At 45.7% G+C, this 24,064-nt stretch carries 18 protein-coding genes; 7 read left to right on the top strand and 11 right to left on the bottom strand.

What is annotated here, in order from left to right; genetic code table 11:
• Positions 1-15 precede the first annotated feature (15 nt).
• On the top strand, positions 16-705 hold the full coding sequence (locus AWU77_RS16800) for a response regulator (protein ID WP_062065904.1): 690 nt from the start codon (positions 16-18) through the stop codon (positions 703-705).
• Positions 706-803: 98 nt separating this feature from the next.
• Here AWU77_RS16800 and AWU77_RS16795 read toward each other — a convergent pair whose 3' ends face one another.
• The 4 genes from AWU77_RS16795 to AWU77_RS16780 all read right to left on the bottom strand — a co-directional run bounded on the left by AWU77_RS16795 (position 804) and on the right by AWU77_RS16780 (position 4,337).
• The gene (locus AWU77_RS16795; protein ID WP_062065901.1) at positions 804-1,799 is read right to left on the bottom strand and encodes a right-handed parallel beta-helix repeat-containing protein; all 996 of its coding nucleotides are present in this window, start codon (positions 1,797-1,799) and stop codon (positions 804-806) included.
• Between the two features lie 209 nt (positions 1,800-2,008).
• Positions 2,009-2,374, bottom strand: coding sequence for a hypothetical protein (locus AWU77_RS16790; RefSeq protein ID WP_062065898.1), 366 nt, complete (start codon positions 2,372-2,374; stop codon positions 2,009-2,011).
• A gap of 24 nt (positions 2,375-2,398) precedes the next feature.
• Positions 2,399-3,208 (bottom strand): peptidylprolyl isomerase, encoded by an 810-nt coding sequence (locus tag AWU77_RS16785; protein ID WP_084618510.1) that lies wholly within the window; start codon positions 3,206-3,208, stop codon positions 2,399-2,401.
• Between the two features lie 148 nt (positions 3,209-3,356).
• Positions 3,357-4,337, bottom strand: coding sequence for an HPP family protein (locus AWU77_RS16780; RefSeq protein ID WP_062065884.1), 981 nt, complete (start codon positions 4,335-4,337; stop codon positions 3,357-3,359).
• A gap of 129 nt (positions 4,338-4,466) precedes the next feature.
• Between AWU77_RS16780 and AWU77_RS16775 the strand changes: the two genes are divergently transcribed.
• The 3 genes from AWU77_RS16775 to AWU77_RS16765 all read left to right on the top strand — a co-directional run bounded on the left by AWU77_RS16775 (position 4,467) and on the right by AWU77_RS16765 (position 10,872).
• A complete protein-coding gene (locus AWU77_RS16775; protein ID WP_062065881.1) occupies positions 4,467-6,713 on the top strand; it encodes a heavy metal translocating P-type ATPase in 2,247 nt (748 codons plus the stop codon).
• A 184-nt stretch (positions 6,714-6,897) separates the two neighbouring features.
• Positions 6,898-10,401 (top strand): HEAT repeat domain-containing protein, encoded by a 3,504-nt coding sequence (locus AWU77_RS16770; RefSeq protein ID WP_062065876.1) that lies wholly within the window; start codon positions 6,898-6,900, stop codon positions 10,399-10,401.
• A 78-nt stretch (positions 10,402-10,479) separates the two neighbouring features.
• Complete coding sequence (locus tag AWU77_RS16765) at positions 10,480-10,872, top strand: hypothetical protein (protein WP_062065873.1); 393 nt, start codon at positions 10,480-10,482, stop codon at positions 10,870-10,872.
• 120 nt (positions 10,873-10,992) lie between these two features.
• On the opposite strand, the gene AWU77_RS16760 is transcribed toward AWU77_RS16765, so the two are convergent.
• The 5 genes from AWU77_RS16760 to AWU77_RS16740 all read right to left on the bottom strand — a co-directional run bounded on the left by AWU77_RS16760 (position 10,993) and on the right by AWU77_RS16740 (position 18,382).
• Entirely contained in the window at positions 10,993-14,064 is a 3,072-nt protein-coding gene (locus AWU77_RS16760; RefSeq protein WP_062065871.1) for a Tn3 family transposase, read from the bottom strand.
• A 72-nt stretch (positions 14,065-14,136) separates the two neighbouring features.
• Positions 14,137-15,018: a SprT-like domain-containing protein gene (locus AWU77_RS16755; protein WP_062065984.1), complete on the bottom strand. Its 882-nt coding sequence runs from the start codon at positions 15,016-15,018 to the stop codon at positions 14,137-14,139.
• 297 nt (positions 15,019-15,315) lie between these two features.
• On the bottom strand, positions 15,316-16,230 hold the full coding sequence (locus tag AWU77_RS16750) for a site-specific integrase (RefSeq protein ID WP_062065868.1): 915 nt from the start codon (positions 16,228-16,230) through the stop codon (positions 15,316-15,318).
• 191 nt (positions 16,231-16,421) lie between these two features.
• Complete coding sequence (locus tag AWU77_RS16745) at positions 16,422-17,846, bottom strand: DEAD/DEAH box helicase (protein ID WP_062065865.1); 1,425 nt, start codon at positions 17,844-17,846, stop codon at positions 16,422-16,424.
• Positions 17,843-18,382 (bottom strand): hypothetical protein, encoded by a 540-nt coding sequence (locus AWU77_RS16740; RefSeq protein WP_193747554.1) that lies wholly within the window; start codon positions 18,380-18,382, stop codon positions 17,843-17,845. Before AWU77_RS16740 ends, AWU77_RS16745 begins: the two co-directional genes overlap by 4 nt.
• Before the next feature lie 65 nt (positions 18,383-18,447).
• Here AWU77_RS16740 and AWU77_RS20785 point away from each other — a divergent pair, with 65 nt between their 5' ends.
• The 3 genes from AWU77_RS20785 to AWU77_RS16725 all read left to right on the top strand — a co-directional run bounded on the left by AWU77_RS20785 (position 18,448) and on the right by AWU77_RS16725 (position 19,789).
• Positions 18,448-18,711: a helix-turn-helix transcriptional regulator gene (locus AWU77_RS20785; protein ID WP_062065859.1), complete on the top strand. Its 264-nt coding sequence runs from the start codon at positions 18,448-18,450 to the stop codon at positions 18,709-18,711.
• A gap of 72 nt (positions 18,712-18,783) precedes the next feature.
• A complete protein-coding gene (locus tag AWU77_RS16730; RefSeq protein ID WP_062065856.1) occupies positions 18,784-19,215 on the top strand; it encodes a hypothetical protein in 432 nt (143 codons plus the stop codon).
• Between the two features lie 49 nt (positions 19,216-19,264).
• On the top strand, positions 19,265-19,789 hold the full coding sequence (locus tag AWU77_RS16725; RefSeq protein ID WP_062065853.1) for a hypothetical protein: 525 nt from the start codon (positions 19,265-19,267) through the stop codon (positions 19,787-19,789).
• Positions 19,790-19,879: 90 nt separating this feature from the next.
• On the opposite strand, the gene AWU77_RS16720 is transcribed toward AWU77_RS16725, so the two are convergent.
• The gene (locus AWU77_RS16720) at positions 19,880-21,832 is read right to left on the bottom strand and encodes a cytochrome c/FTR1 family iron permease (protein ID WP_062065850.1); all 1,953 of its coding nucleotides are present in this window, start codon (positions 21,830-21,832) and stop codon (positions 19,880-19,882) included.
• Positions 21,833-21,938: 106 nt separating this feature from the next.
• Entirely contained in the window at positions 21,939-23,981 is a 2,043-nt protein-coding gene (locus AWU77_RS16715) for a heavy metal translocating P-type ATPase (protein WP_062065846.1), read from the bottom strand.
• Between the last annotated feature and the right edge of the window lie 83 nt (positions 23,982-24,064).

Genomic DNA, 24,064 nt, shown 5'->3' with positions numbered 1-24,064 from the left:
AAAAATGGAGTCGCTATGAGCAAAATTTTAATTATTGACGATGAGCCGCAAATTCGTCGTTTTTTACAGATCGGGTTAACCGCCCAGGGTTATACCATTCTGGAAGCGGACACAGGTAGACAAGGTTTAGTATTGGCAGCAGAGGAAACTCCTGAGCTGATTATTCTTGATATGGGCCTGCCTGATCTGGATGGACAAGTCGTGCTCAAAAAGTTGCGTGATTTTTTTCATCAGCCAATTATTGTTTTATCCGTCCGCAATCGCGAAAGTGAAATAGTGCAAGCCCTGGACGCTGGAGCTAATGATTATGTCGTTAAACCTTTCGGTATTCAGGAATTATTGGCCCGCATTCGCGGCTTGATAAAAGCTTTTGGCCCAAGTGTGGAAACTGTGCAGACGTTTCAGGATGAGCGCGTACTTATCGATCTCCAAGAGCGCAAACTCACGGTAGACGGCGAAGTAGCCAAGTTGTCCCGCAAAGAGTTTGAATTATTAAAGCGCCTTATTAATAACGCTGGCCGTTTAGTTACCCAGCAACAATTGTTGCGTGAAATCTGGGGCGGCACGCATGTAGAAGACACCCATTACTTGCGCATTTTTATTGCGCGCCTGCGCACCAAACTAGGCGACGACCCATCTAATCCACGCTATATAGAAACAGAGCCAGGTGTTGGCTATCGCTTTTTGCCCAACGTCGAAGGTTAAATAAAAAAAGCTCGCGATCAAAAACGATCGCGAGCTATCTAAAACGTACATCCTGTACACACACATCACGAATAGATCACAATAACTACGCCTATTTTTTAGCGACAAATCGCACCAACATTTTCTACTAGGCCCGCTGTTGCCTCACTAATGCAACCATGTTTATTTTCGATAAATTGCGCGCCGACCATCATGTTATTTATGCAGGATGCATCGTTCGCTAGAAAGCCCATGCCACCAGAATGGGCGATAACAACACTAGTAAATGTATTGCCAGTTGCTGCAGTTGTCGGGTCGGAATTGACCTGCGCGAGAAAAATACCGTGCTGCACACTGTCGCGAATATGCAAATTGGTAAATGAATTATCCAGCGAGTCGCGCATAAAAATGCCGACGGATTTATTGCCGCTGATGGTCACATCGTAAAATTTATTGTTGTTAAATTTGATATCGGTTGAAATTCCCGCTGCCTTGTTGCCATATAAATGTATGCCGGAAAACGTGCTATCTTCGGTTTCATACCCGGCCAGACCATCAAACTCGTTATCGTAAGAAGTGTAGTCGCGAATCATTAAACGACGACAACCTAATTCAGTTACCAAACCACCCGACATTGCGCCGTATACTGTGACTGACTGTACAGTGCAATCTATGCAGCGACGAATGCTAATGCCGTTATTACGCAATGGGAATGCATCGCTACAAGGCCCACCCATACACTCGGAGGTTTGATTGATGCGATTACCATCAATCATTAAATCAATCACCCGTATGTGACGTGTAGCGCGGCTGGGTACGCCTTCTGCCAGCCCCATAATAATTACCGGTGCATTAGCGTTATCTGCAAGACGCAAGAGTGTTGCTGAACCTGTACCGCGCAAGGTGACATTATTTCTATCGATAACAATGGGATGAGTGCAGGTGTAAGTACCCGGTAAAAGAGTCAGCTCACCACCTTCAGCGGGTAATTGATAGATAGCTTTTTGAATTGCATCGCAGGTTTTTATTTTCACTGCTTCTGCCGCGTTTGCACCACTCGCTAGAAGTACTGCAAGCAACGTCCAGACAACATGTGCTCTATGATTCTTTTTCATAGTTAGCCCTCTCTCGAACGTAGGAGTTTTTTCTCCTCTTATGTTAAGCCTAGTCGTTCATGGGTGAGTAACAATGAAAAATGTGCCGTTAGCCAAAAAAAATCTAATTTGCAGGGCTAACCAAATGTGTCGCCATATAGAGTGAGTATTCCAGAAACAACAAAGGGACCCGAGGTCCCTTTGGTAGCAATTTTAATTCTGTTTGCTTGCTATTCTGTTTTTGGCATCAGCGGATTGCAATTTTTGATCTTAACTCTGCCTTCCAACAAATTACCTTTAGAGTACTCACTGAATATGCAGGTATTGGTTTTAGGGTCGTAATTCTCAATCCACAAATTGTCATCTTTCCAAGTGGCTTGCATATGCAATTGACCTTCAGGAACAGCGATCGACATTACGCCACCAAAGTTTTTTACAAAAACTTGTTCATAATGAAAATAGTACATTCCCCAGCCAATAATTAAGATGATGGCCGCGCCGATTAAACCGGCTTTTACGCGCAAGTAGCGGCCAACACCCCAAAATACAAATAGTGCAACGCCGATAACCGCAGCCCAATACAGATAAGTAATCACAAGCTATCCCTCTGGAAGTAAATGTTACTTCCTATTCAATAGACTTTTGCGGGCTAACGCAAGCAGGCCAAGCATGAGCAAGCTAATCAGCCCCATGCCACCACCGCCATCTTTTTTATCTGGTTCATTAATTAATGTATTTTTAGTGGGATTAAGATTGGCAGCAGTGTCCGGATCTGCATTCAGCACCACAATATTTTGGATCAGCATAAAGTGATCACCAGTGACGGGAACTTTGTTGGTATTGTCTGCAGCGGTGTAATTGCGCAGGGGGATGCTGTCGAAAGGGCTGCCCATATTGAATCGATTCAGCGCAGCCATTGCATCTACGATTGCCATTCCATTGCCGGTTACCTGACCAAATACGGTGAAACCGCCATTTTGTTTATCCAGATTACCTGAGTTGTCGACGAGATTAAAAAACCACTGATTGGTCGCGCTGTTGGCATCGGTGCCAAGCTTGGCCATGGCGATGGTGCCGCGCACGTTAGAATAAACAGGCTCGTTGGTCACCTTGGCGTTTTGGGTAATCGCAACTAACGGTAATTCACCGGCGTATTTAAATCCGCCACCTTGCACCACAAAACCAGAAACCGAACGATGAATAATGGTATTCATGTAGGCATTAGCGTTTACATACGCCAGAAAATTCTCTACGGTCTTCGGCGTGGCTTTATCAAACAGATTGACTTCAAAATCCCCGAGAGGCGTTTGGAATTGCACAGTTGTCGCAGAAGCCACTTGGGCAATAAACAGGCCAGCACCCCAACACACTGCCGATACTGTGTGTTTAAGCCATTTGGCAGACGAAGAAAACTGGTTGGATAAACGCATGAACGATAAGCCTCTCGTTATATATAGATAGAATATTTTGCTAACAGAGCATAAGAGCAACGTCAGAATTGCCGCATCTTATCCTGACTCCTACTCCCTAAACACCTGAATTTTGTTGGATTTTGTAATATCGGGCGCTAAGCCCGGATTAATCCTCATCATCAGTGAGTTTTTTCCAGTGACCATTTGGTTGTTGCTTAACCTCATAGCGCGCCCATTGGCGAAATTCCGAACGCAAACAAATGCCGGTGGCGTAACCACCCTCACCTGCCACTATTTTATAAATCACCTGATCTTTACTGGCATTTTGATTGTCGGCGGCGTCTACGACCTGACGCACGCTCCACAAGTTCCCCAACTTACCATTACTGTAAAAGTGCCCAGCGACAATCTGCTCCGGGTGAGTAGTATTTTTCTCCGCATGTTGTTTGGCCAACTCCAACAGTTGGGTCAGATTTTCGGCGGTGATATCTACATAGGAGTTAAGTTGTTCCATCGCCGCAGAAAAATCTTCCTGGGTTAATTCGAACTGTCGCTCCGCAGCAGCAGCGGGTTTGACGAGCTTGCGGCGCGTGAGATGGGCGGGGTAACGGCGCCAAGGGAAAAACGCATTAAACGCAATCGCCAACAACAGAATACAAACCACATTCACCAGAATGGGCGCTACCAGATAAAAATAGCCGAGCTTGAAAATTTCAGCCCCGCCAATAACCGCGGCCAATGCTGTCGCGCCACCGGGGGGATGCATGCAGCGCAGATAGTGCATCACCGCCACTGCCAACCCCACCGCCAGTGCTGGAGTCCAGGTTTGGTCGGGAAATAACTGCTGCACGCTTACGCCCACAAAGGCCGATAACAAATGCCCGCCAATCACCGCCCAGGGCTGGGATAAAGCCCCCTGCGGCACCGCAAATAATAAGACTGCAGATGCTCCCATCGACGTCACCATAATCAAGGTGCCGGCGGTATGCATAAATCCATCAGGAAAGCACCAGCGGGTACCCCAATAGACCGCGAGAATGCCGAGGAACGCACCAACTCCAGAAATGATTTTTTCACCGTGGCGGGTGGTATTGCGTTCGATACCCAGCAGCAAACGCACTTCGTGAAGCAGATGTTTGAATGTCATGATCAAGCCTGTTGCACCAATAAAGTGCAGAATCCTAGAGGTTTATGGCGATGACTGCAAATAGCGTCTTGACCTTCCCCTTACCGAAAGGTTTAGGCTTGCACTATTAACCCCTATGAGGATTCATCCATGCCCAGCCAATTGCAGGAAATTGAACTGTCTATCATAGGAATGAACTGCGCATCTTGTGTCGCCCATGTTGAACGAGCACTGGCGAAAGTTGATGGCGTGAGTAGCGTCAGCGTGAATCTGGCGACTGAACGCGCACATTTAATGCTTTCGCACAGGGTTCCATTGGCCAATTTAGTTCAGCAAGTAGAACAGGCCGGTTATCAAGCGCGCGCAGCCAAGCCTGCTGAACAAGCAGAAAGCGCTGCACGCCGCGATCAGGAACGAGTTGCGCTACAGAAAAAGTTTCTCTTTAGCCTGATCGCCACCCTACCCGTGTTTGTGATGGAAATGGGCAGTCATCTAATTCCTGCCCTGCATCACTGGTTAATGGCGAATCTAGGCAATTGGAATTGGATTATTCAGGCCGCGCTAACCACGCTGGTCATGTTTGGCCCAGGTTGGATTTTTTACCAAAAAGGTTTGCCTGCCTTGGCGCGCTTGCAGCCAGATATGAATTCACTGGTTGCTTTAGGCAGCTTGGCGGCTTGGGCATACTCCCTAATCGCCACCTTCGCGCCGAATGTCTTGCCTAGCGGCACAGTCAATGTTTATTTCGAGGCGGCCGCCGTCATCGTCACCCTGATTTTGTTGGGTAGATTGATGGAGGCAAATGCTCGCGGGCGCACCAGCGATGCCATCGCGCGCTTGGTAAAGCTTCAGCCCCAGCAAGCCACTCGCATACACGACGGGCAGCAAGAAAGTGTAACGCTTGCGTTAATTCAACCAGGCGATCATTTGCTGGTTCGCCCCGGCGAGCGCATTGCGTTGGATGGCGAAATAATCGAAGGCAGCTCGTTTATCGATGAATCCATGATGACCGGTGAACCGGTTCCGGTAAGCAAATCTGTCGGCGCAGAAGTGATCGGCGGAACACTCAATACCACCGGCGCGTTTTCCTATCGCGTAACCAAAACCGGGCAAGACACACTGCTCGCCCAGATCATCACCCTTGTGGAAACAGCTCAAGGTTCCAAATTACCTATTCAAGCACTGGTCGATAAAATCACGCGCTGGTTTGTACCGGCGGTCATGTTAATCGCAACACTGACGTTTTTAATTTGGCTGATATTTGGCCCCGAGCCGGCACTGGGTTTTGCACTCGTCAATGCAGTGGCGGTATTAATTATCGCCTGCCCTTGCGCCATGGGTTTAGCAACACCGACATCGATAATGGTGGGCACTGGTCGCGCAGCAAGTTTAGGTTTGTTATTTCGCAGCGGCACCGCACTGCAAACACTTGCCGAAGTAAACACTATTGCGTTTGATAAAACCGGCACGCTCACCCTCGGCAAACCCAAGCTGACGGATTTTATTGTTGCAGCAGGATTTGAAAAAAATACCGTGTTGGCTCTGGCCGCAGCCGCAGAACAACATTCGGAGCATCCGATTGCCAATGCGCTGGTAGAAGCCGCTATCGTTGAAAATATCTCACTGGGAACGCTGGAATCCTTTGAAACCATCACCGGTTATGGATTAAAAGCCAAGGTCGCGGGCGAAGAAATCCATATAGGTGCGGATCGTTTATTCAACAAACTCGGCATTAATCTCGATGCCTTCAGCGCACCAGCGCAGCAATTAGCAAGCGAAGGCAAAACACCTATTTATGTTGCAATCAACCAACGTATTGCAGCGGTGATGGCCTTGGCTGACACCATTAAACCCGGCGCAGTTGCCGCACTAAAAACGCTGCATCAATTGGATTTTAAAATCGCCATGATCACCGGCGATAACCAGCGCACCGCAGATGTGATCGCAAAACAACTCGGAATTGATTTGGTGATTGCCGAAGTATTGCCCGAGCAAAAAGTCGCAGCGGTAAAAAAATTGCGCGAACAATATGGCGCGATAGCCTATGTGGGTGATGGCATTAATGATGCGCCTGCCCTCGCCGAAGCCGATTTAGGTTTAGCGATTGGCACCGGGACTGATATCGCCATTGAAAGTGCAGATCTGGTATTAGTCAGCGGCGATATTCAAGGCGTACCCAATAGTATTGCGCTAGCGCGTGCCACTATGCGCAATATCAAACAAAATTTATTTTGGGCATTTGCCTATAACGTCGCATTAATTCCACTTGCAGCGGGTGTGGCCTATCCAACAACAGGGGTTATTTTATCTCCCATATTCGCAGCAGGCGCTATGGCACTATCCAGTATTTTTGTGGTGACCAATGCGCTGCGGTTAAAACATTGGCGTTATCAGTAAAAGTGCAACCCCATATGGAAAAACGGCCACGAGCCAACTATTTTCACTGTGCGCTTAACTCAAGTGTTAATAAATGTTCACAAGCGTCAATTTGCACACGGAGGTGTGTTCACTCACCTATAATTCAAACTAACTATAAGTTTGTCTTATGTACATCATAATCATAAATAGCTGTGAGCAGATCATGAAACAATCTCCACTGAAACAATGCCCGTTTGGAATTCCTTTTTCCCGTTACTTGATTGCACCACTTGTTGGCTCACTGTTGGTGTTTAGCGGTTGCGCCAAAGAATCGCCGACTAAAACAGATGCAGCTCAATCACAAACCAGTTCTGCAGCGAGCAGTGTTGCACTCGGTATTACCCGCATCACGCCCGATGAAGCCAAACAAACGGCACAGACGATTGAGCAGCAAGTTCCCATGACTCTGGCCGATGGTATTACGCGCGAGTTGTGGGCCTCAGAAAAGTTATTGGGCGATACAGTGGCTATCCATGTGGATGACAAAGGCCGCATTTGGGCGGGCGTCACCCAGCGCAGCAATAATTCTGAATTTGATATTCGGGGTTATCCCGAGTGGGAGCATCCTTCTGTTGCATTTGCATCGGTTGAGGATCGCCGCGCATTTTTACGCAGTGAACTCGCACCGGAAAAAAGCGCACAAAACGAACGAATTCCCGACCGCAATAAAGATGGCAGTCACGATTGGCGTGATCTCGCGGTCGTAAAAGAAAAAGTAATTCGATTGGAAGATACACAAGGCACTGGCAAAGCAGATTTTGCGCAAACCGTAGTAGAAGATTTTAATAGCGAAGTGACTGATGTTATCGGCGGCATGTTTTATAGCGAACAAAGCGATGAGTTGTTTGTTAATGTCGCGCCTGATTTTTGGAGTTTAAAAGATACCGATGGCGATGGTGTATTGGATAGCAAAACATCGCTCGCCAATGGCTTTGCAGTGCATATAGGTTTCAGTGGTCACGGCATGTCAGGCGCTATGCTCGGCCCGGATGGAAAAATTTATTACAGCATGGGCGATATCGGCACTAGCGTGACCGACAGCAATGGCAAAAAATGGCACTACCCCAATCAGGGGGTGATTGTGCGTAGTGAACTCGATGGCAGCAACTTTGAAGTCTTTGCGGCTGGCCTGCGCAACATTTATGAATTCTCGTTTGATAAATACGGCAACTTTATCAGTGTGGATAACGACGGCGACCACGTTGGCGAATACGAGCGCGTAGTACATTTAATTGACGGCTCCGACAGCGGCTGGCGAATCAATTGGCAGTTGGGAAAATACAAAGACCCAAAAAATAATAACTACAAAGTCTGGATGGATGAGGAATATTACAAACCGCAATTTAAAGGTCAGGCTGCCCATGTATTGCCGCCCGTGGCACCCTATCACGCAGGTCCGGCGGGCATGACTTACAACCCCGGCACTGCATTTAATGAGCAATGGTTAGATCATTTTTTTGTAGTGGAATTTGTCGGTTCAGCCACTCGCGCAGGCGTCAACGCTTTTACGCTAAAACCCAAAGGTGCAAGCTTTGAATTAGCGAGCGATAAAAATGTATTCCGCGGCGTATTAGCCACCGGTTTGGATTTTGGTCCAGACGGCGCGCTGTACATGAGCGACTGGATTGAGGGTTGGGGCTTAAAACAAAAGGGCCGCGTCTGGAAATTGGATACACCAGACACAGCAGGCAACGCGATCCGCAGCGAAACCAAAACACTGCTCGCCATGGATTTTCGCCAAGAACCTACTGAGAAGTTAATCAAATTACTGAGCCATGCCGATATGCGTGTGCGCCAAAAAGCGCAATTTGCCTTGGTCGCCAACCAACAGCTAGAACCGCTGCAAAATGTTGCTATCGCATCCAGTAATCAATTTGCGCGCATTCACGCGATCTGGGGCTTGGGGCAAATCTTGCGTAAAAATCCCGAGATTCATGTGATCTTAATGAATTTACTACAAGACGCCGATGACGAAATTCGCGCGCAGGCGGCAAAAGTATTAGGCGATGCAAATGCTGTAGAGGCCACCGAAAAATTGTTGCCATTGCTTGCCGATAATAGTCCACGCGTACAACTCTATGCAGCACAGGCATTAGGTCGCATTGGCGCTGAATCAGCCATCGCCCCATTGATCGATATGCTCGAAAAAAATAATGAACAAGATGTATATTTACGTCACGCCGGTGCAATTGCGCTTGCACGGATTGGCAATCAGGATGCACTGGGTAATCTTGCAACACATCCATCTGAAGCGGTACGCATTGCGGCAGTAGTTGCATTAAAACAATTGGAAAGCCCTGCCCTCGCGTTATTTTTGCAGGATAAAAGTGAATTTGTTGTCACCAACGCTGCCCGTGCAATTAACGACGATGCGCTAGTAATGGATGCCTTGCCCGCGCTTGCCAAATTGATCGAGCAACCTCGCTTTACCAATGAGCCATTGTTGCGCCGCGCTATTAACGCCAATGTGTACGCCAGTAATGATAGTGCCGCGAATGCCAAGCGTTTAATTGAATTTGCGCAGCAAAAATCCATTTCGGGCGCGCTGCGTGCAGAGGCCATTGAAGCGGTTGCAGTATGGGCTGAACCATCTAATTATGATCGGGTAACCGGTATCTACCGAGGCCAGGTTCCACACCCGCAAGCCGAAGCCATCGCAGCGTTTTCGGGCGGTTACAAGCGTTTGTTAAATGACAAAGAGAAAAAAGTTCGCGAAGCGACCATAAAGGCCTTGGGCGAATTAAACATCACCAATGCCAACGATCAATTGGTAAATTTACTAAGTACGGATTCCTCTGCTGCTGGTCGTATTGCCGCACTTCATACCCTTAACAAATTCAATCCGAAAAATATGGGCGACTTGGTATTTGTTGCACTCAATGATAAAAATCAATCTGTGCGTATGGCGGCTTTAGCGCTGGTGCCGGAATTGAATTTGCCGGTCGCGCAAGTAGTAGAAATGCACAGTATTCTGCTTAAGAATGGCACTACAGGCGAACAACAAGCGGCATTGCTATCGCTCGCCAATGTAAAAGCACCGGAAGCTGAAAAAGTATTCAGCGAGCAAATGGCATTATTAATTGCAGGAAAAATTGCGCCAGAGGTGCAACTGGAATTAATTACTGCGGTTGAAAAAATTGCCACGCCGGAATTTAAGCAATTGCTTGCCGATTACGATGCCACCAAAGACAACAACAATCCGCTCGATGTTTATCGCGAGTCTATTTATGGCGGCGATCCAAAAGCTGGTGTTGCCTTATTCCGCTACAGCAATACTACACAATGTGTTCGCTGTCATATGGTCGGCACACGCGGCAATAAAGTCGGGCCAGATCTCACTACCATCGCCACCCGCATCACACCTGAGCAAATGTTAGAGGCTCTGGTGGCGCCGGCTGCACGTATTGCCCCTGGCTTTGGTCGCGTCACTGCTGTACTAAAAACCGGTGAGCTCATCGAAGGTGCATTTGACGCAGAAACAAAAGCCAATATCACCATAACTACGAATAACACCACAAAAACAATTCCGCGCTCGGAAATTGAAAAACTTGAATTCGGCGGCATCTCACCCATGCCACCAATTGGTTTAGGTTTGACCAAAGCGGAGCTGCGTGATTTGGTCGCGTATCTGGCATCGCTTACCAGAGAAGAACAGGAAGGGCATTAATCTAACTAAGGGAAGTCTAAGTATCTCTCTATAGAATGAACGTGTTAACAGCACGGTCATTCTTTGGAGTGTAGAAATATGCCAAGTATTCAAGGCAGTAAATCATCGTTAAATATCCCTAACAAAGTTGCCGAAGTAACCTTAATTTTTTGGATTATCAAAATGATGTCCACAACCATGGGAGAAACCGGCGCTGACTTCTTGATCTTTAAACTTCACTGGGGTCTTACGATCACATCGTTAGTGATGACTGTCCCTCTACTGCTTGCATTGTTTGTTCAAATTCAAACTAAAAATTATCACCACTGGCTGTATTGGATAACAGTAGTTTTAGTGAGTGTAGTCGGAACCTTAATTACCGATATGCTCACTGACCACTGGCATGTCCCGCTATCAATATCTAGCAGTAACTTCAGCCTCATGCTAATAGCTATCTTTATTTGGTTAACTTTAAACAAAACTGCATTTTAATCCATTGATGTCCGAGTATTTCCTTATAAAACAATGTGTTAATTCGCTTTCTAATTCCCAAAATTTGGCGAATATGAGCGCCAAATTTTGGGAAACAGGCTTTTCTCTGAATTAACGGTATTATTCCTCATCAATTCCCTTTATCAATCTTGGATTTTCCATTCCTTTAAAATCAAATTTTTGGGAGTCCTGTAGCTTCGCATCAGAGAAGTCAAACTCACCGTGGAAGATAAAATGCTCCCACGCCAACAATGATGAGGTTTTGACTTTCTTCAAAATTGCAGTGCGTTCAACGTCCGTCTTGGCACGCATAAGCAACTGCGAGACGTACATAAAGTTCCAGCAGACAACAACATTTTTCAAAATGCGCTTGCAGCACTCTGCCAGTTCCTGATCATCTTTCAGTGTTTGGCTGTACTCCAGGCGACCTATGGCGAGTGCCTTATTGAGGCGATTACCTGATTCCCCTTTATTTAATTGTTTATGGACTGCGGCACGGAGATCTACATCATCGACATACCGCAATATGTACAGCGATTTGGGGATTCTTCCGAATTCTTTTAGCGCACAATAAAGCGAGTTTTCATCCGCCGAATACGAATTTAGCCGCTTAAAAATTTGTGATGCTGAAACTTCACCCAGCTTGATTGACGCTACAAGGCGAAGAATATCCTCCCAGTGCTTTTCGAGAAGTTTACGATTAATCCGTTTTTCTGGAAGAATCAGGTATTCCTTTTGCTTGTAAACTGATGGATATTTACCGGAATAAAGGTGCTGCTTATGTACATTTTTAATCCTCGGTGCAAACGAGATTTTAAGCAGATATGTCATCCCAAATACCGCTTCAGTATAACCATGCGTATCCGTTGAGTGCATATCTGACTTTACCGTTTCATTCCGCAATACCCCATCAACCATATAGTGCGCCTCTCGCTCGGCACCACTAATTACCATCGAGTGCGGAAAAAGGCCGCGAGCATCCGTATATCCGTATTCAGATAAAACCAAGTCCTTACCACCATATTTGAATGAGTGATTTGCATTGAAGGAGTCTTTGCTGACGGTCCATTTTTGACCATCACTGGAGGTCTGTAGTCCATATTCTGATCGGTACAATTGTGATAGCGGTAGTTTGTTGACAAAACGGATGATGGCGTCACTGGCTCGCCGTGCATTATCCAGACTGAAATAGGCAGTGGATGTTGATTCAAGCGTTGAGTTTTTTATAGAACGTGAATGTTTGGCAAGTTTCTTTGTGCCAATATGAGCACCAAGACCGATAATACAGGCATAAAAATTTCGATCCTCAGGTCGATCTTTTAAATATCGATGATCAATATGCTCAAACTCATCAAGAAACTTTGTTGCTTGATTGACTGTATGCATTGCTTCGACAATAGATATCTGCACATCCTCAGGTAACAGCTCTATATCCAGCTTCTCGTCCAGTGCAAAAGTTGCAGCACTGGTGTTACGTTCCGATGTGAGTCGGTAGCCTCCCATTCCATCTGCTTCTACATACTCGTTTTTATTTTCCTTTAAATGCTCATTGGTTTCCTTGTATTGAGCATCAAGCTGTAGTTCAAGCTTGTCAAGCACCTTTTGCGCATCACTAAAATCCTGCATGTTGGCTTGGCTTAACAAATATGCGCGATCTGCCGCCCAACGCTCTGGAGAGATAAGATACTTATCCAGTTTTCTGTAGCGATAAGAGTCAACCACCGACAGTGAGTCTCGTTTGAGGGCGTCGGCGATGTACATAAACAACAGAACCTTATACAAATGTTTATTAATAACGTTGTCGTTTTTGACAAATTCCTGTTCAGATTTGGTCATAAAATCGATAGGAAATTTATTGTCAATTTGTCCTTTGGTTTGTTTAAATCGCTGTATGGCTTTATAGAGCACTTCACCGCTGGCATCACAACCAAATTCCAACCGCAGTAAAATGTCATTACATTTTCGTTGTAGCTTTAACGATGCTTCTTCATAGTGTTTCATAGTTAATGCGTGGCCGCTGACCTTAATAAGGTCTTCCTGAACATCACCAACGTGAATAATGATTTCACCCTCTGAGAACGATTCAGCACCAATGATTCTTTTGCTCTGCGTTACCTTTTCGCTGTCATCAAGCATGGGGTTTTCCAGAGTCTCGCGAAGATCAGTAACAACCTTCACCAAGTTTTGCGTATCCTTGACTAATAATTGAGTATGTTCCGTCTGGGTATTACGCTGCAAAAAATACTCTTCCTTGGCCTTGCGGTCTGCTTCATTCCGCACGGATGTGGTGGCTGCCAGAAAAGTTTCAGAGAGAGTGTCTTCTAGTTGTCGAAATTGATGAACAATAAACGCTGACATCAATAAATACCGCTGTGGATCTTTTAGCCTTTTAACCTGAAAAATTTGCTTTTTCTGCACCTGAGATGCAAAACGTTTAAGTCCATCCTGGGTGAAATCAAGTTGATCAATGACAGGCTTTGTAAAGTTGTAAAGTGGTTGTAAAAGGTCGAAGGATTCGATGTTCTCCTTGACCTTCATTGCGCGAATGGACTGATTGAATTTTTTAAGCAGAGTAACTCGATGTGGTTGCCATTGGTCATTGGCATCTTCTGGCTTTTCTAGTAACTGATCGAGCGCCTGTTTGTCGTCTTGGCGAAGAAGACGCGTTACCTTTTTGATTTGATCATCGAGGTGATTGCTGTAGAGATCATCAATGGTTTTGGTAAGGGTTGCAAAATTAGGCGTTTCGATTTTGTGACCGAATAACCATCGATTCACATCCTCAAAACAGCGTGCAGGGCTTTTTTGGCTGCGAGAAGAGTTTCTGATGAGCGTTTGCAGTCCATCAAGTTTAGCGATATCAAATAACGAATAGCCCAACAGTTCGCGAATCGACTGCCGGTGGCGATCTCTTGTATTAGGTCGGTACTCTGACCAAGAGAACGAACCCGCATACCTAAATTTTGCCGCAACGTAATCAATATCTGCTTGGACAGCCGTGTCGAAAAACTGTCCTGTGGCGCGAAAATATCCGTAGGCGACGGTTAGAAAAACTTTATTGTCATCTCCCCGTACTTTTGCCAACAAGGTATGCCCGAATTTTTCATCGACGTAAAAGTAGCGCTTTCGATCAGGGGCTTTAAAGGTGGGAGGATTATCGTGAAATGACTGGTTGTCGAATTTGTCGTACATAGAACACTCCTTTCGTTAATGGACACAGCAGGAGTTTTAAATGTACATTTTATGAGCAGAATTTAACGTGGACTAGATCTCTCCTTGCATACGCTGCTTACAGTCCGCGCAGTCAATATTGAGCCCAGGTTTACCCCACACCTGAATATGGCAGCTTTTGCAGCAATATTTTATCCGGCCTGACTTGGCGCGAGGTTTTGAGGTTAAGATCTCCTGTAATAAATTTTGTTCTGCCTCATCGCTCATATCATGTTCACAGAAACTTTCCCGCTGTGCGGGCTGAAGCCGGAAAGTTTCTTCTTGATCATCGTGTGTTATGAGTACTTCGCTTGTCACTGAAGCGATTGCTTGTGAGGATTTTGCAGCCAGCATTTTGCTGTTGTTTTTAGCATTGAGCTTGCTGTCCAGTTCGATAGCTCGCCCTTTGTCGTCATAGGCCAATACGGGTATTTCCAGGCGGAAGACTGGGTAGCGATCCACCCAAGGTAAGATAAAGCCTTTGGCCAGTAATACCTGACAGCTACGATGGAACGCGCCTTCGTACATGACATAATCCATCATCCACTCACCGGTCTTTTCTCCACCAGGAAGCCCGTTAGATGATGGCATCAACCCAATGCGGGTCATTTGCTTGGCCCACTCGATATTGTGATATCCACGCCGTCCAGGTTTGCCAAAGTGGGCCTGCCAGATATGGGCCATCTCGTGGCAAAGGGTTTGGCATATTTCGATGAGGGGATATTTAGCGAAGTATTCAGGGTTGACTGCTAGTTCATCCACGTACTGGCGTTGAGCATTTACCCAGCGCCCGATTGAAGCGTAGCCCATGACTTTACGTTGACGGTGATAGGTAATGATGACTTCCGGCAGTTGCCCGCCGAACAGCGCTGTATTAAAGTAATCGTACGCACTCAATATCGTCTCGTAAGTATCGAAAGTCGCTCTTACTGTCATTTCTCCCGTCTTCTCCCTCCAATCCCAAGTATTTTCGTGTGTACAATCCAAAAAATGCACCATATTTGTGCATTTTTAATGCTTTTATCTGGCTCTTTTCATTTCCAGCTAATCAATGATCAAATTGGCTCATACAATCTACCAAAGGATGGAGAGCAATACACGAATCAATTTCATACATATATCCAATATTCATACAATTCTCCAAAAACCGAAAAAGATCATGTGTGAACCACATGGAGGAAGATTGAAAAAGCAAGAAGTTAAGTCAGGTGATAACTGAGGTTTGGGAGAGTCTTATGACGGCAATGCGAGGGAGGTGGTGGCAAACGGATCTGTATCGATATAGCGCATAGCAGACCGGACATCCTTCCAGCCAATATATTCCATGGTAGTTTTCAAATCCCAGCCGTTGGCTGTAGCCCAGGTAGCGAATCCCCGGCGCAGTGAATGACTGGAGAACTCATCGGCATTCGCAATTCCGGCCATCTTAATCAGATTACGCAGCAACGCAATGAAACTTGTTGGATGCATGGAGTCGGTGCCCATTTGACCCCACCGATTAATGGCCGGAAATAACGGACCTTGCGTCAGGCCAGCGGCTAGAAGCCATGACTGGCAGGCTGCGACTGGACATAATCGTTGCAAGGCCGGTGTTTTAAATGTCGCCCCCGAGTGTTCCGTTTTGGTGTGTGGTAGATAAAGCGCCATGCCTTCACCTGGGTGCAACTCCACGTGTTCAACACAGACCCGGCTTAGCTCATCACTACGAAAACCTCGCCAGAATCCTAGTAGAAGTATTGCCCGATCACGCAGAATTCTGAGCTGTTTCTCCCGATTCGCACTGTCTTCAAGTTGTTGCGTGAGCCATCCATCAATGCATTCCAATTGGCTAACTGACAGGGGCTTGGCTTGTTGAGGGCGGGACGGATGCAAGGCTTGGATACCTTTCATCACCTTTTTAACTATCGGGCTTTTGGTTGGATCGGGGAAGCCTTGATCCAAATGCCATTGGGCAATCGCTGCCAATCGCAGTTTTAATGTACTGATTGCCAGTGCATCCGCGTAATGAGCGAGGTACCGCGCTATTGAATCTGCCGTCGCGGGCAAAAAGCCACCCCATTGAACTTCATAATGCTCAATCGCAGCTTGGTAGCTCTTCCGCGTGTTGTCACGCGTAGCGGCATTAATGTACTGATCTACGGTTGCCATAATGGATTTGTTGCTTGCCCTGTCATTGGCAAATAGTGCGCTGGAGTGCCAAATGAAGCAATACTGTTATCTATATACTCATTAATATCGTGTCGCCTATACAGCCGTTAAGAACTAATGATTGCGACCATAAAGCCAATGGGCGGGCTGATAAGCCTCAATGATATTTTCGCAGTCTGACTGAAAATGATTTATGTGGGGCTGCTGGATTCTTGTGCATAAATCCGATTCAATTGCAGCAACTCTTGCCGAAACCGGCCAAATACATTGATGGTAGTTTCATAGGATTGTGCCAGCACGGAAATATGAATGGGTTTCTCGTCGTTTGTGTTATTTTGTGCTTCACCTCCAGGCATATTTTCAAAAATAATTTCCGTGATTTCTTCGGTATGTGATGGTTCTTGTAGCCTAATGGCAAGCGGCTGCTCATCGTCACTATTCGGCATAGTGTCGCGTCGAATAGTTGCAGATTCCGGTATTTCTTCTGCGACACGATTTGCGTATTCCACTAGATTAGGTTCAGCCGGTAGATACAAATAACTTTCACCGGGAATATCTCCCATACGTAAAACACGGCCCAATACCTGCCGGAAATGCAATTCTGTTTTAACCCGGGTCAGGTGGCAGCAGACACGCAGCCGTGGAATGTTAGTGCCCTCGCTTACCATTCCTACAGAGATAATCCAGGGCTGGGTGCTGTTTCTAAAGGAATTAATCGTGCCGTGGGCATTTTCGTCCAAATAGGTGGCGACGCAAGCTCGCTGCCCCAAATGACGTTCCAGTAGCATTGCAATCTTATAGGCATGTTCTACCGATGCCGCGACGATAAGACCGCCCGCATTTTGGTGTTGCTTGCGAATTTGCATCAACTTCTTGGAGGATTGTTTTAACAAATACACAATCAGAGCATCGTTATCAATCAGTTGCTGATAGGAACAATCTGATAACGTAAGTAGCTCTGCAAAAGATGAATATCTCTCCGTGGTATCGCCGCGTTTTACGATGATGCGATCATTGTCCACCAGCGTGATGCTGGGGGCTCGACACACATTTTCCTGAATAGCCTGCGCCATTCCATAAATAAAATCACAGCGGATTTTGTTTTGCTGACAGTAACTGGATAACGCAATTGGGATTCGGTCAGAGCGCCAAGGTGTGCCGGTCAAGGCAATGGTATAAGCCGCGCGCCCCTGAATATGTTGGATGATGGTTTGCCCCCAGGCATTGGCATTTTCAAGGTTATCTCCAGCGCAATGATGGATTTCATCAAAAATCACCATAACGCGATGCGTTTGCAACAATGCCCAAAAAGCGTCTCCCAAACTCAACATCGATTGGTACGTTAAAGACTGTCCCTTTGATCCCAGACGACCATCCATACGGGAGCTTGTATGGGTTTCTAGCGCTTGTTGAAAATCAGAAGATACAATGATGGAAGGCGAAAAACACACCACCAAATCCACCATGCCCAGCTGTAAAAGCCGCTGCGCCAAGGTCGCTGCCATGACGGTCTTGCCCGCTCCGGGTGTGGCGAGGCATAGGAAGTGATTATCTTCATTATTGAATTTCAACAGAGCCTGCTCAACACATCTGGATTGCCAGCCTCGTAACTTCATTGCGCCAAACCTGTTTCCCTCGCCAATAGGCTTTCCAATGCTTTCACACGACCCAGCAGCTTGGAACATTTGTCCCGGGATTGGTTGTAGAGGGGCTGCACATCGTCTCTTAGTTCGGGCATCTCACTACATATCGAGTCATATTCTTCCGTTTCGCCCATTGCGGAGAGCATTTCCAATTTATGCCGATTGAGTCGTTCTTGAAGGTTTTGGCGAGGGTTATCTTTTGGGGCTGTCGCTCTATCATGAGTCGCTAGTGGTGCGACAGCTACTAGGGGGGGTTCCCCTAAGGCTCTAAATTGAGGGGTTAATCGATACAACGGCCAGCCACTTTCCACAACGACACGGGTCAGCTCTCCATTATCGATAAGGCGGAGCATATTGCGATAGACAAACTGTCGAGCCGCTTTTTTGGAGCCATGAAGACATGTCGGATCGTTCAAATAAGCTGTTGTGAGATCGTGTACGGTGAACTCGCGATTTACCAACGTTGTTAATGCCGAGAGCAGCCCGGACTTAACGGTGAGAGATTTCATGATAGAAATTGACGCCTTCTGTCTCGAATTTCGCGCCATTCTATCCTGTCTCTATCATCGAGACAATGAAATCATCTCCTTACTCACCTCACTACGAAAAGTTACGACTCTGGCTAAAAAAACAGCGGGAGGCCAGTGGTTTGACACTCCGTGAAGCCTCTCTCGCTATGGGGCGGCATCATTCTGTGCTGGGCAAGATGGAGCAGGATCGACGAAAAATTGAAGTGCTTGAGTTTGTGAGGTATTGCCAAGTTTTAGGTGTCGATCCTCATGAGGGTTTGGATATTCTTATTTACTCCCTGCAAGATGAGAACAATACACCACAATAAAGTAGAAGCATTTATATCCACGTCAAATGAATTACACTGCCCATCCTAACTAACTTCCTTTTATCTCGCCGCATGGAATTGCTACAACCGATTGTCCTGTTTCGAAAAGCAATACTGAAAGCAAAAGTAGATGGATTCCAATTTGATTCATTGGATCTTTTTCCGCTTAATTGTTGCGAGTTTTCTTCGAATTTATTAGCAAAATTTCTGATTGAAAAAATTGGCTTATCATCCCTGGAAATAGTCACCGGCGAAAATCGCTATAAAAAATCCCAGCGGCATGTTTGGTTAAGGCTTGATGAAACTGACATAGACATTACCGCCAACCAATTCTCATCGACAGATAAAACGGTCTTTGTTGAAGTGCGTAGTCAGTGGCATCAGCGTTTTAAAATAATTAATGTTGAAAAGCCACATCCTCAGTTGATGCAACTTAATAAAGAAGCAAGATCCGCATTACTACATGATTATAAAAAAATCCTTAACTGCCTCGCCCACCTATAACAATGATTGAGATAGAACGATTTAAAAATAATTGCGCAATGGAGAAAATATGATTTCTGATATGACCAAAGCAAATGTTCTGATTGCGGTAGCAGGCGGCCAATCAGTCGCTGAAGCAGCAAAATCTTATGGGCTTAGCGCTGCCCAAGCGAGAGGTGCGTTACCCCGATTTTGTCAGCACTTGAAATTACGCTGGGATCTTGAAGACATTCGAGCTAATCCACAAAAATATATTGATGCAGCTACAGCTGTATTATCTTCACAAAAAAATTCTCTTCGAAGGGTGCTGCGGAATAATTTGGTGGGTAAGTTGAAATTACGCTCCACTGATGAGCTTACGCCGCAGTATGTCTCTAACATTAGCGCAGAAACTCTGCTATCAAATGGGTTCACTGAAACCGGACTTGTTGAAATACAAGAGTGGTTGCTTGCCAATGGATTGTCGTGCAAGCGAAAGTTCCCAGAAAAAAGTGAATACTTGCGAATGGTTCAAAAAGCTATCATTTTATTGGATGCCTTTGGCTTGGATGCCTCTCACCCCAAGGCACAGTTGGAAAGTATTGATGAACAATAGGAACTTGGAAATAGCTCATGGCAAATCAATGCATAAGTTAATGTGGGCTGGGCGACCACTGATGTTGGTCGCCCGAGATTAAAAACAGTATCAATTTGTTTTCGATTTTTTGACCATTTTATTTCGAACGCTAAGCCAGCTGTAACCGCCTATTATGACTAAGGCAACTACCGCCTGAGCTGTAAATGTTTCCAGCGTTGGATAGAGGCCTAGCCATTCCATGCGCGGAATATCAAATATGTTTATACTCACCCATCCAGCCTCTTGTAAAGCCGATACACCTTTGCCAATCAAAATTATCGCAAGGATCATTACAAGGAAAGAGGTAAGAGAGAAAAATGTTCCTAATGGCATGCGAGCACTAGTGCGTAACAATACCCATGCAATCACCATCAATACTAATACTGCCGAGAAAAAACCGGCTATAAGCGCGACGTTATTTCCATCTGCCGCCAATGCCGAATAGAACAGGACTGTTTCAAACACTTCTCGGTACACTGCGATAAATGCCAAAATATATATTGCCCATGCCGAGCTGCTTGAAATTGCGTTTGATAGCTTTCTATCAAGATAATCCTGCCATTTGCCAGCGCTGCTTTTTTGATGCATCCACAGCCCAACACCCAGTAAAACGACAGCAGCGAATATCGAACCAACCCCCTCGGTTATTTCACGGCTAGCACCACTGATTCCTATCAAGTAAGTTGCTATCACCCAAGTAAGCACTCCAGCGAACAATGCGCTTACCCATCCTCTATGAACATGACGCAATGCATTAGATCTATCAGTTTTTTTCAAAAAGGTGATCATGCCGATAATAATCAACAAAGCCTCAACACCTTCGCGCAATAGAATTGTAAAAGCTCCTATGAACGTGGTGCTTGGATCGGCATTATTATTTTCGATAACCTTTTCGACGTGCAAAAAAAGTTGCTCAATTTGAGCTGCTGCTATTTCAGCATCAGCAACTGTTCCTTTAGAAACAGCTGAACGATAGTTAAGCATGCCTTTTTCAATAGCAATCATTAGCGAGGCATCACGTGTAGCGATTATAGGCTCAAGCGGTTCGAAGCCATCCAGGTACGCCGATAAGCTCAATCGAGTAGCAAGATTTCGATCTCCGGCTCTCACTGCCGTCAGACTTTCTGCAAGCTGTAAACGCGCTAATCTCAAGCCAACAGGTTTGTTCGCTTCAACCACAGCGGGATCGGATCTTAAATATGCAGTTATAGTACGAGCTATATTTTCTGGCCTTGTCTCGGACAACCGTGCTTCAGTGATCGTTGTAAGAGCCGCTAAATCGGGGAAGTGTCTCTTTAGTTCATTATCGTTTTTATTCCACAGCTGCTTGCCTTGTTCTCGCGCGGATTGACTGTGGGACAATGTTCCAACGTAAAAGGCGAGCGCCCATCGATCATCTTCGGGCAGTGAGTTGAAGCTCACCATTGACGTTCCTGCAACCCCTTGAGATATTACCTGATAAAGAGCCATGATACTTCGGGTGCGAGCACGCGCTACATCTGTAAATGCAATTGGCTTAGGATCTAAACTATTTGCAAGTAGACCATCACCTCGACCCTCAATCCCATGGCATGAAGCACATTGCGCCGCATACAGAGATTGGCCGCGTGCGAGATCAGGAATCGTTCGTGGCGCCACAGGAAAAGGATATGCAGCAATTAATAATGCATTTGCTTGTTGCGCAAGATGAGCGACATCTTTACTTTCCTCTTTTCGCAAAACAGCTGCTTGAAGTTGACCAATCATTTTGGCGATATTTGGTTTGAGTCCGTGTTCGGGTAAGGCTTGCAATAGAGATTTCGCGCTCTCTGTGAAATCCAGCATTTCGGAATATTCAGCCTCACTAGTCACAACGCCGTCGATGACGGCTCCGCTGTAGTCAACCGCTACGTAATCGAGCAGTTGCCACAATTGCTTTGAATCGTCAGCGTTGGCAACTTGTGCCAATGTAGATCCTGCATTCAAAATACAGCTGATAATACTTAAAGTGATCCAATATTGGATTTTTTTGACATTCGTCACTTCTGAATTTTCCTTCGATTTAATTTTTTTGATGGATAGATTTTATCTCGCTGGAAACATATCTTAATGATGAAACCACCTGTAATTCTGGCTATATGAAGAAAAATTAAAATTTCATTCTTTGAATTCGCACAGCATTCAGAATGGCTAGCAATGCCACACCCACATCGGCAAAAACCGCTTCCCACATGGTTGCCAAACCACCTGCACCCAATATTAATACGACTGCCTTTACACCAAAGGCGAGGGAAATGTTCTGCCAAACAATGCGTTTAGTTTGTTTGCCAATAGTAATTGCAGAAGGAATCTTGCTGGGCTTATCATCCTGAATGACCACATCGGCCGTTTCGATAGTTGCATCGCTGCCTAAGCCGCCCATCGCTATACCAACATCACTTAGTGCAACTACCGGTGCGTCGTTCACTCCATCGCCTACGAAAGCAACGGTTTCATGTTTAGCTTTGATTTCCTTTACTTTATTCACTTTATCTTCTGGCAGTAAGTCACCAAAGGCATTAGTGATACCTAATTTTTGTGCGACAAATTGAACCACAGAACTTTTATCACCGCTGAGCATGGTAATGTTGACGCCGAGTTTTTTTAGTGTATCTACTGTTAATTGTGCATCCTCTTTAATGCTATCGGCGATAGTAATGTAGCCTGCGAATTTATGATCGTAGGCAATAGCGATGACGGTATACACAATGGTGGCGGGATTAATATCGTAGGTGACGGCGTATTTATCGAGCAATCTAAAATTACCTACCAATAATTCTTTTCCATTCACGTCGGCTTTCAATCCATGAGCCGATATTTCTTCAACATTATTTAATTTAATGGTGCTATCAATATCGCCTATAAATTGATGAATGGCTGTTGCTACAGGATGCGTACTCTGGCTTTCCAGCGCATTGACAATCTTCAGAATTTCATACCGATTGACCTCGGGTTTGAGGTTGACCTCTTGCACTTTAAATACACCTTCAGTCATTGTGCCGGTTTTATCCACCACTACATTTTGAATTGTAGAAATGGTGTCTAAAAAATTACTGCCTTTGAACAAAATACCATTTTTGCTCGCTGCGCCTATGCCGCCGAAATATCCCAGTGGAATACTGATCACCAACGCGCACGGGCATGAGATCACGAGAAAAATTAGCGCGCGATATAACCATTCACTGAACACATAAGCTTCGAGAAAAAAGTAAGGCAACACACAAATGGCGACGGCTAAAACAACCACAATTGGGGTGTATATTTTGGCGAATTTTCGAATGAACAATTCAGTGGGAGCTTTTTGCGCAGCAGCGTTTTGTACTAACTCCAAAATCCTCGACAGTTTACTGTCGGTATAAGCGGTGGTAACTTTGACTTGTGATACGGTGTTGAGATTGATCATCCCCGCCAAAACTGCATCGCCTTTATTTTTCGTGTCAGGTTTACTTTCACCCGTCAGGGCGGCGGTGTTGAATGAGGCGCTTTGGGATAGAAGTTCACCATCCAGCCCTAATTTTTCACCTGCTTTAAGCTGGATAATATCGCCAATGTTGACTGTCTCTGCCTTAAGCGTAACGGCTTGATTATTGTGTATTACTGTCACTTCGTCGGGACGTTGATCGAGCAGTGTTTTGATATTGGTTTTGGCTCTTTTTACTGCCAAGGTCTGGAACACTTCACCAACAGAATAAAACAACATTACGGCAACACCTTCTGGGTATTCGCCAATCGCGAAGGCGCCGATTGTTGCAATACTCATCAATAGAAATTCTGAAAATACGTCACCCTTGATGATACTCTCAACCGCTTCTCTCAAAACCGGCAGACCAACGGGTAGATAGGCACCCACGTACCAACCAATACGCAACCAGCCAGTAAACCAAGGTTGCGGAAAATAATTATCCAGGATTAGCGCAATCAACAATGCTATTAAACTAATCGCGGCGGGCAGAAACAGTTTGACGTTACTGTCGCTACTGTTGGCATGATCGTGTCCGTCATCATTGGTGAGCTGATTGTGGTCGTCAGTCACACAACAACAGTCTTTAACGGATTTGTTTTTTATTAGTGCATCAGCTTGAGCGTTTATTTTTTTTTCTTCTGTACAGCACAGTTGTTTTCCCTGTGCATCGTAGCTGTGTGTATGTTTCATGGTGTTCCCTCTTGAGAAGTGGCGATTAAATTTGGGGGCATCATTGATGAATACTCAACATGGGCAAGCTCACAGTAAACCTC

Origin of the sequence: Cellvibrio sp. OA-2007, from assembly GCF_000953825.1 — a bacterium.
GTDB lineage: Bacteria > Pseudomonadota > Gammaproteobacteria > Pseudomonadales > Cellvibrionaceae > Cellvibrio.
This window is presented reverse-complemented; position numbering and strand designations above follow the sequence as displayed.

Coding starts and splice junctions, on each gene's coding strand:
- AWU77_RS16740 (WP_193747554.1), bottom strand. CDS start 18,382: ATGAAATCTCTCACCGTTAAGTCCGGGCTGCTCTCGGCATTAACAACG.
- AWU77_RS16765 (WP_062065873.1), top strand. CDS start 10,480: ATGCCAAGTATTCAAGGCAGTAAATCATCGTTAAATATCCCTAACAAA.
- AWU77_RS16795 (WP_062065901.1), bottom strand. CDS start 1,799: ATGAAAAAGAATCATAGAGCACATGTTGTCTGGACGTTGCTTGCAGTA.
- AWU77_RS16715 (WP_062065846.1), bottom strand. CDS start 23,981: ATGAAACATACACACAGCTACGATGCACAGGGAAAACAACTGTGCTGT.
- AWU77_RS16755 (WP_062065984.1), bottom strand. CDS start 15,018: ATGACAGTAAGAGCGACTTTCGATACTTACGAGACGATATTGAGTGCG.
- AWU77_RS16725 (WP_062065853.1), top strand. CDS start 19,265: ATGATTTCTGATATGACCAAAGCAAATGTTCTGATTGCGGTAGCAGGC.
- AWU77_RS16760 (WP_062065871.1), bottom strand. CDS start 14,064: ATGTACGACAAATTCGACAACCAGTCATTTCACGATAATCCTCCCACC.
- AWU77_RS16780 (WP_062065884.1), bottom strand. CDS start 4,337: ATGACATTCAAACATCTGCTTCACGAAGTGCGTTTGCTGCTGGGTATC.
- AWU77_RS16785 (WP_084618510.1), bottom strand. CDS start 3,208: ATGCGTTTATCCAACCAGTTTTCTTCGTCTGCCAAATGGCTTAAACAC.
- AWU77_RS16730 (WP_062065856.1), top strand. CDS start 18,784: ATGGAATTGCTACAACCGATTGTCCTGTTTCGAAAAGCAATACTGAAA.
- AWU77_RS16750 (WP_062065868.1), bottom strand. CDS start 16,230: ATGGCAACCGTAGATCAGTACATTAATGCCGCTACGCGTGACAACACG.
- AWU77_RS16800 (WP_062065904.1), top strand. CDS start 16: ATGAGCAAAATTTTAATTATTGACGATGAGCCGCAAATTCGTCGTTTT.
- AWU77_RS16745 (WP_062065865.1), bottom strand. CDS start 17,846: ATGAAGTTACGAGGCTGGCAATCCAGATGTGTTGAGCAGGCTCTGTTG.
- AWU77_RS16770 (WP_062065876.1), top strand. CDS start 6,898: ATGAAACAATCTCCACTGAAACAATGCCCGTTTGGAATTCCTTTTTCC.
- AWU77_RS20785 (WP_062065859.1), top strand. CDS start 18,448: ATGAAATCATCTCCTTACTCACCTCACTACGAAAAGTTACGACTCTGG.
- AWU77_RS16775 (WP_062065881.1), top strand. CDS start 4,467: ATGCCCAGCCAATTGCAGGAAATTGAACTGTCTATCATAGGAATGAAC.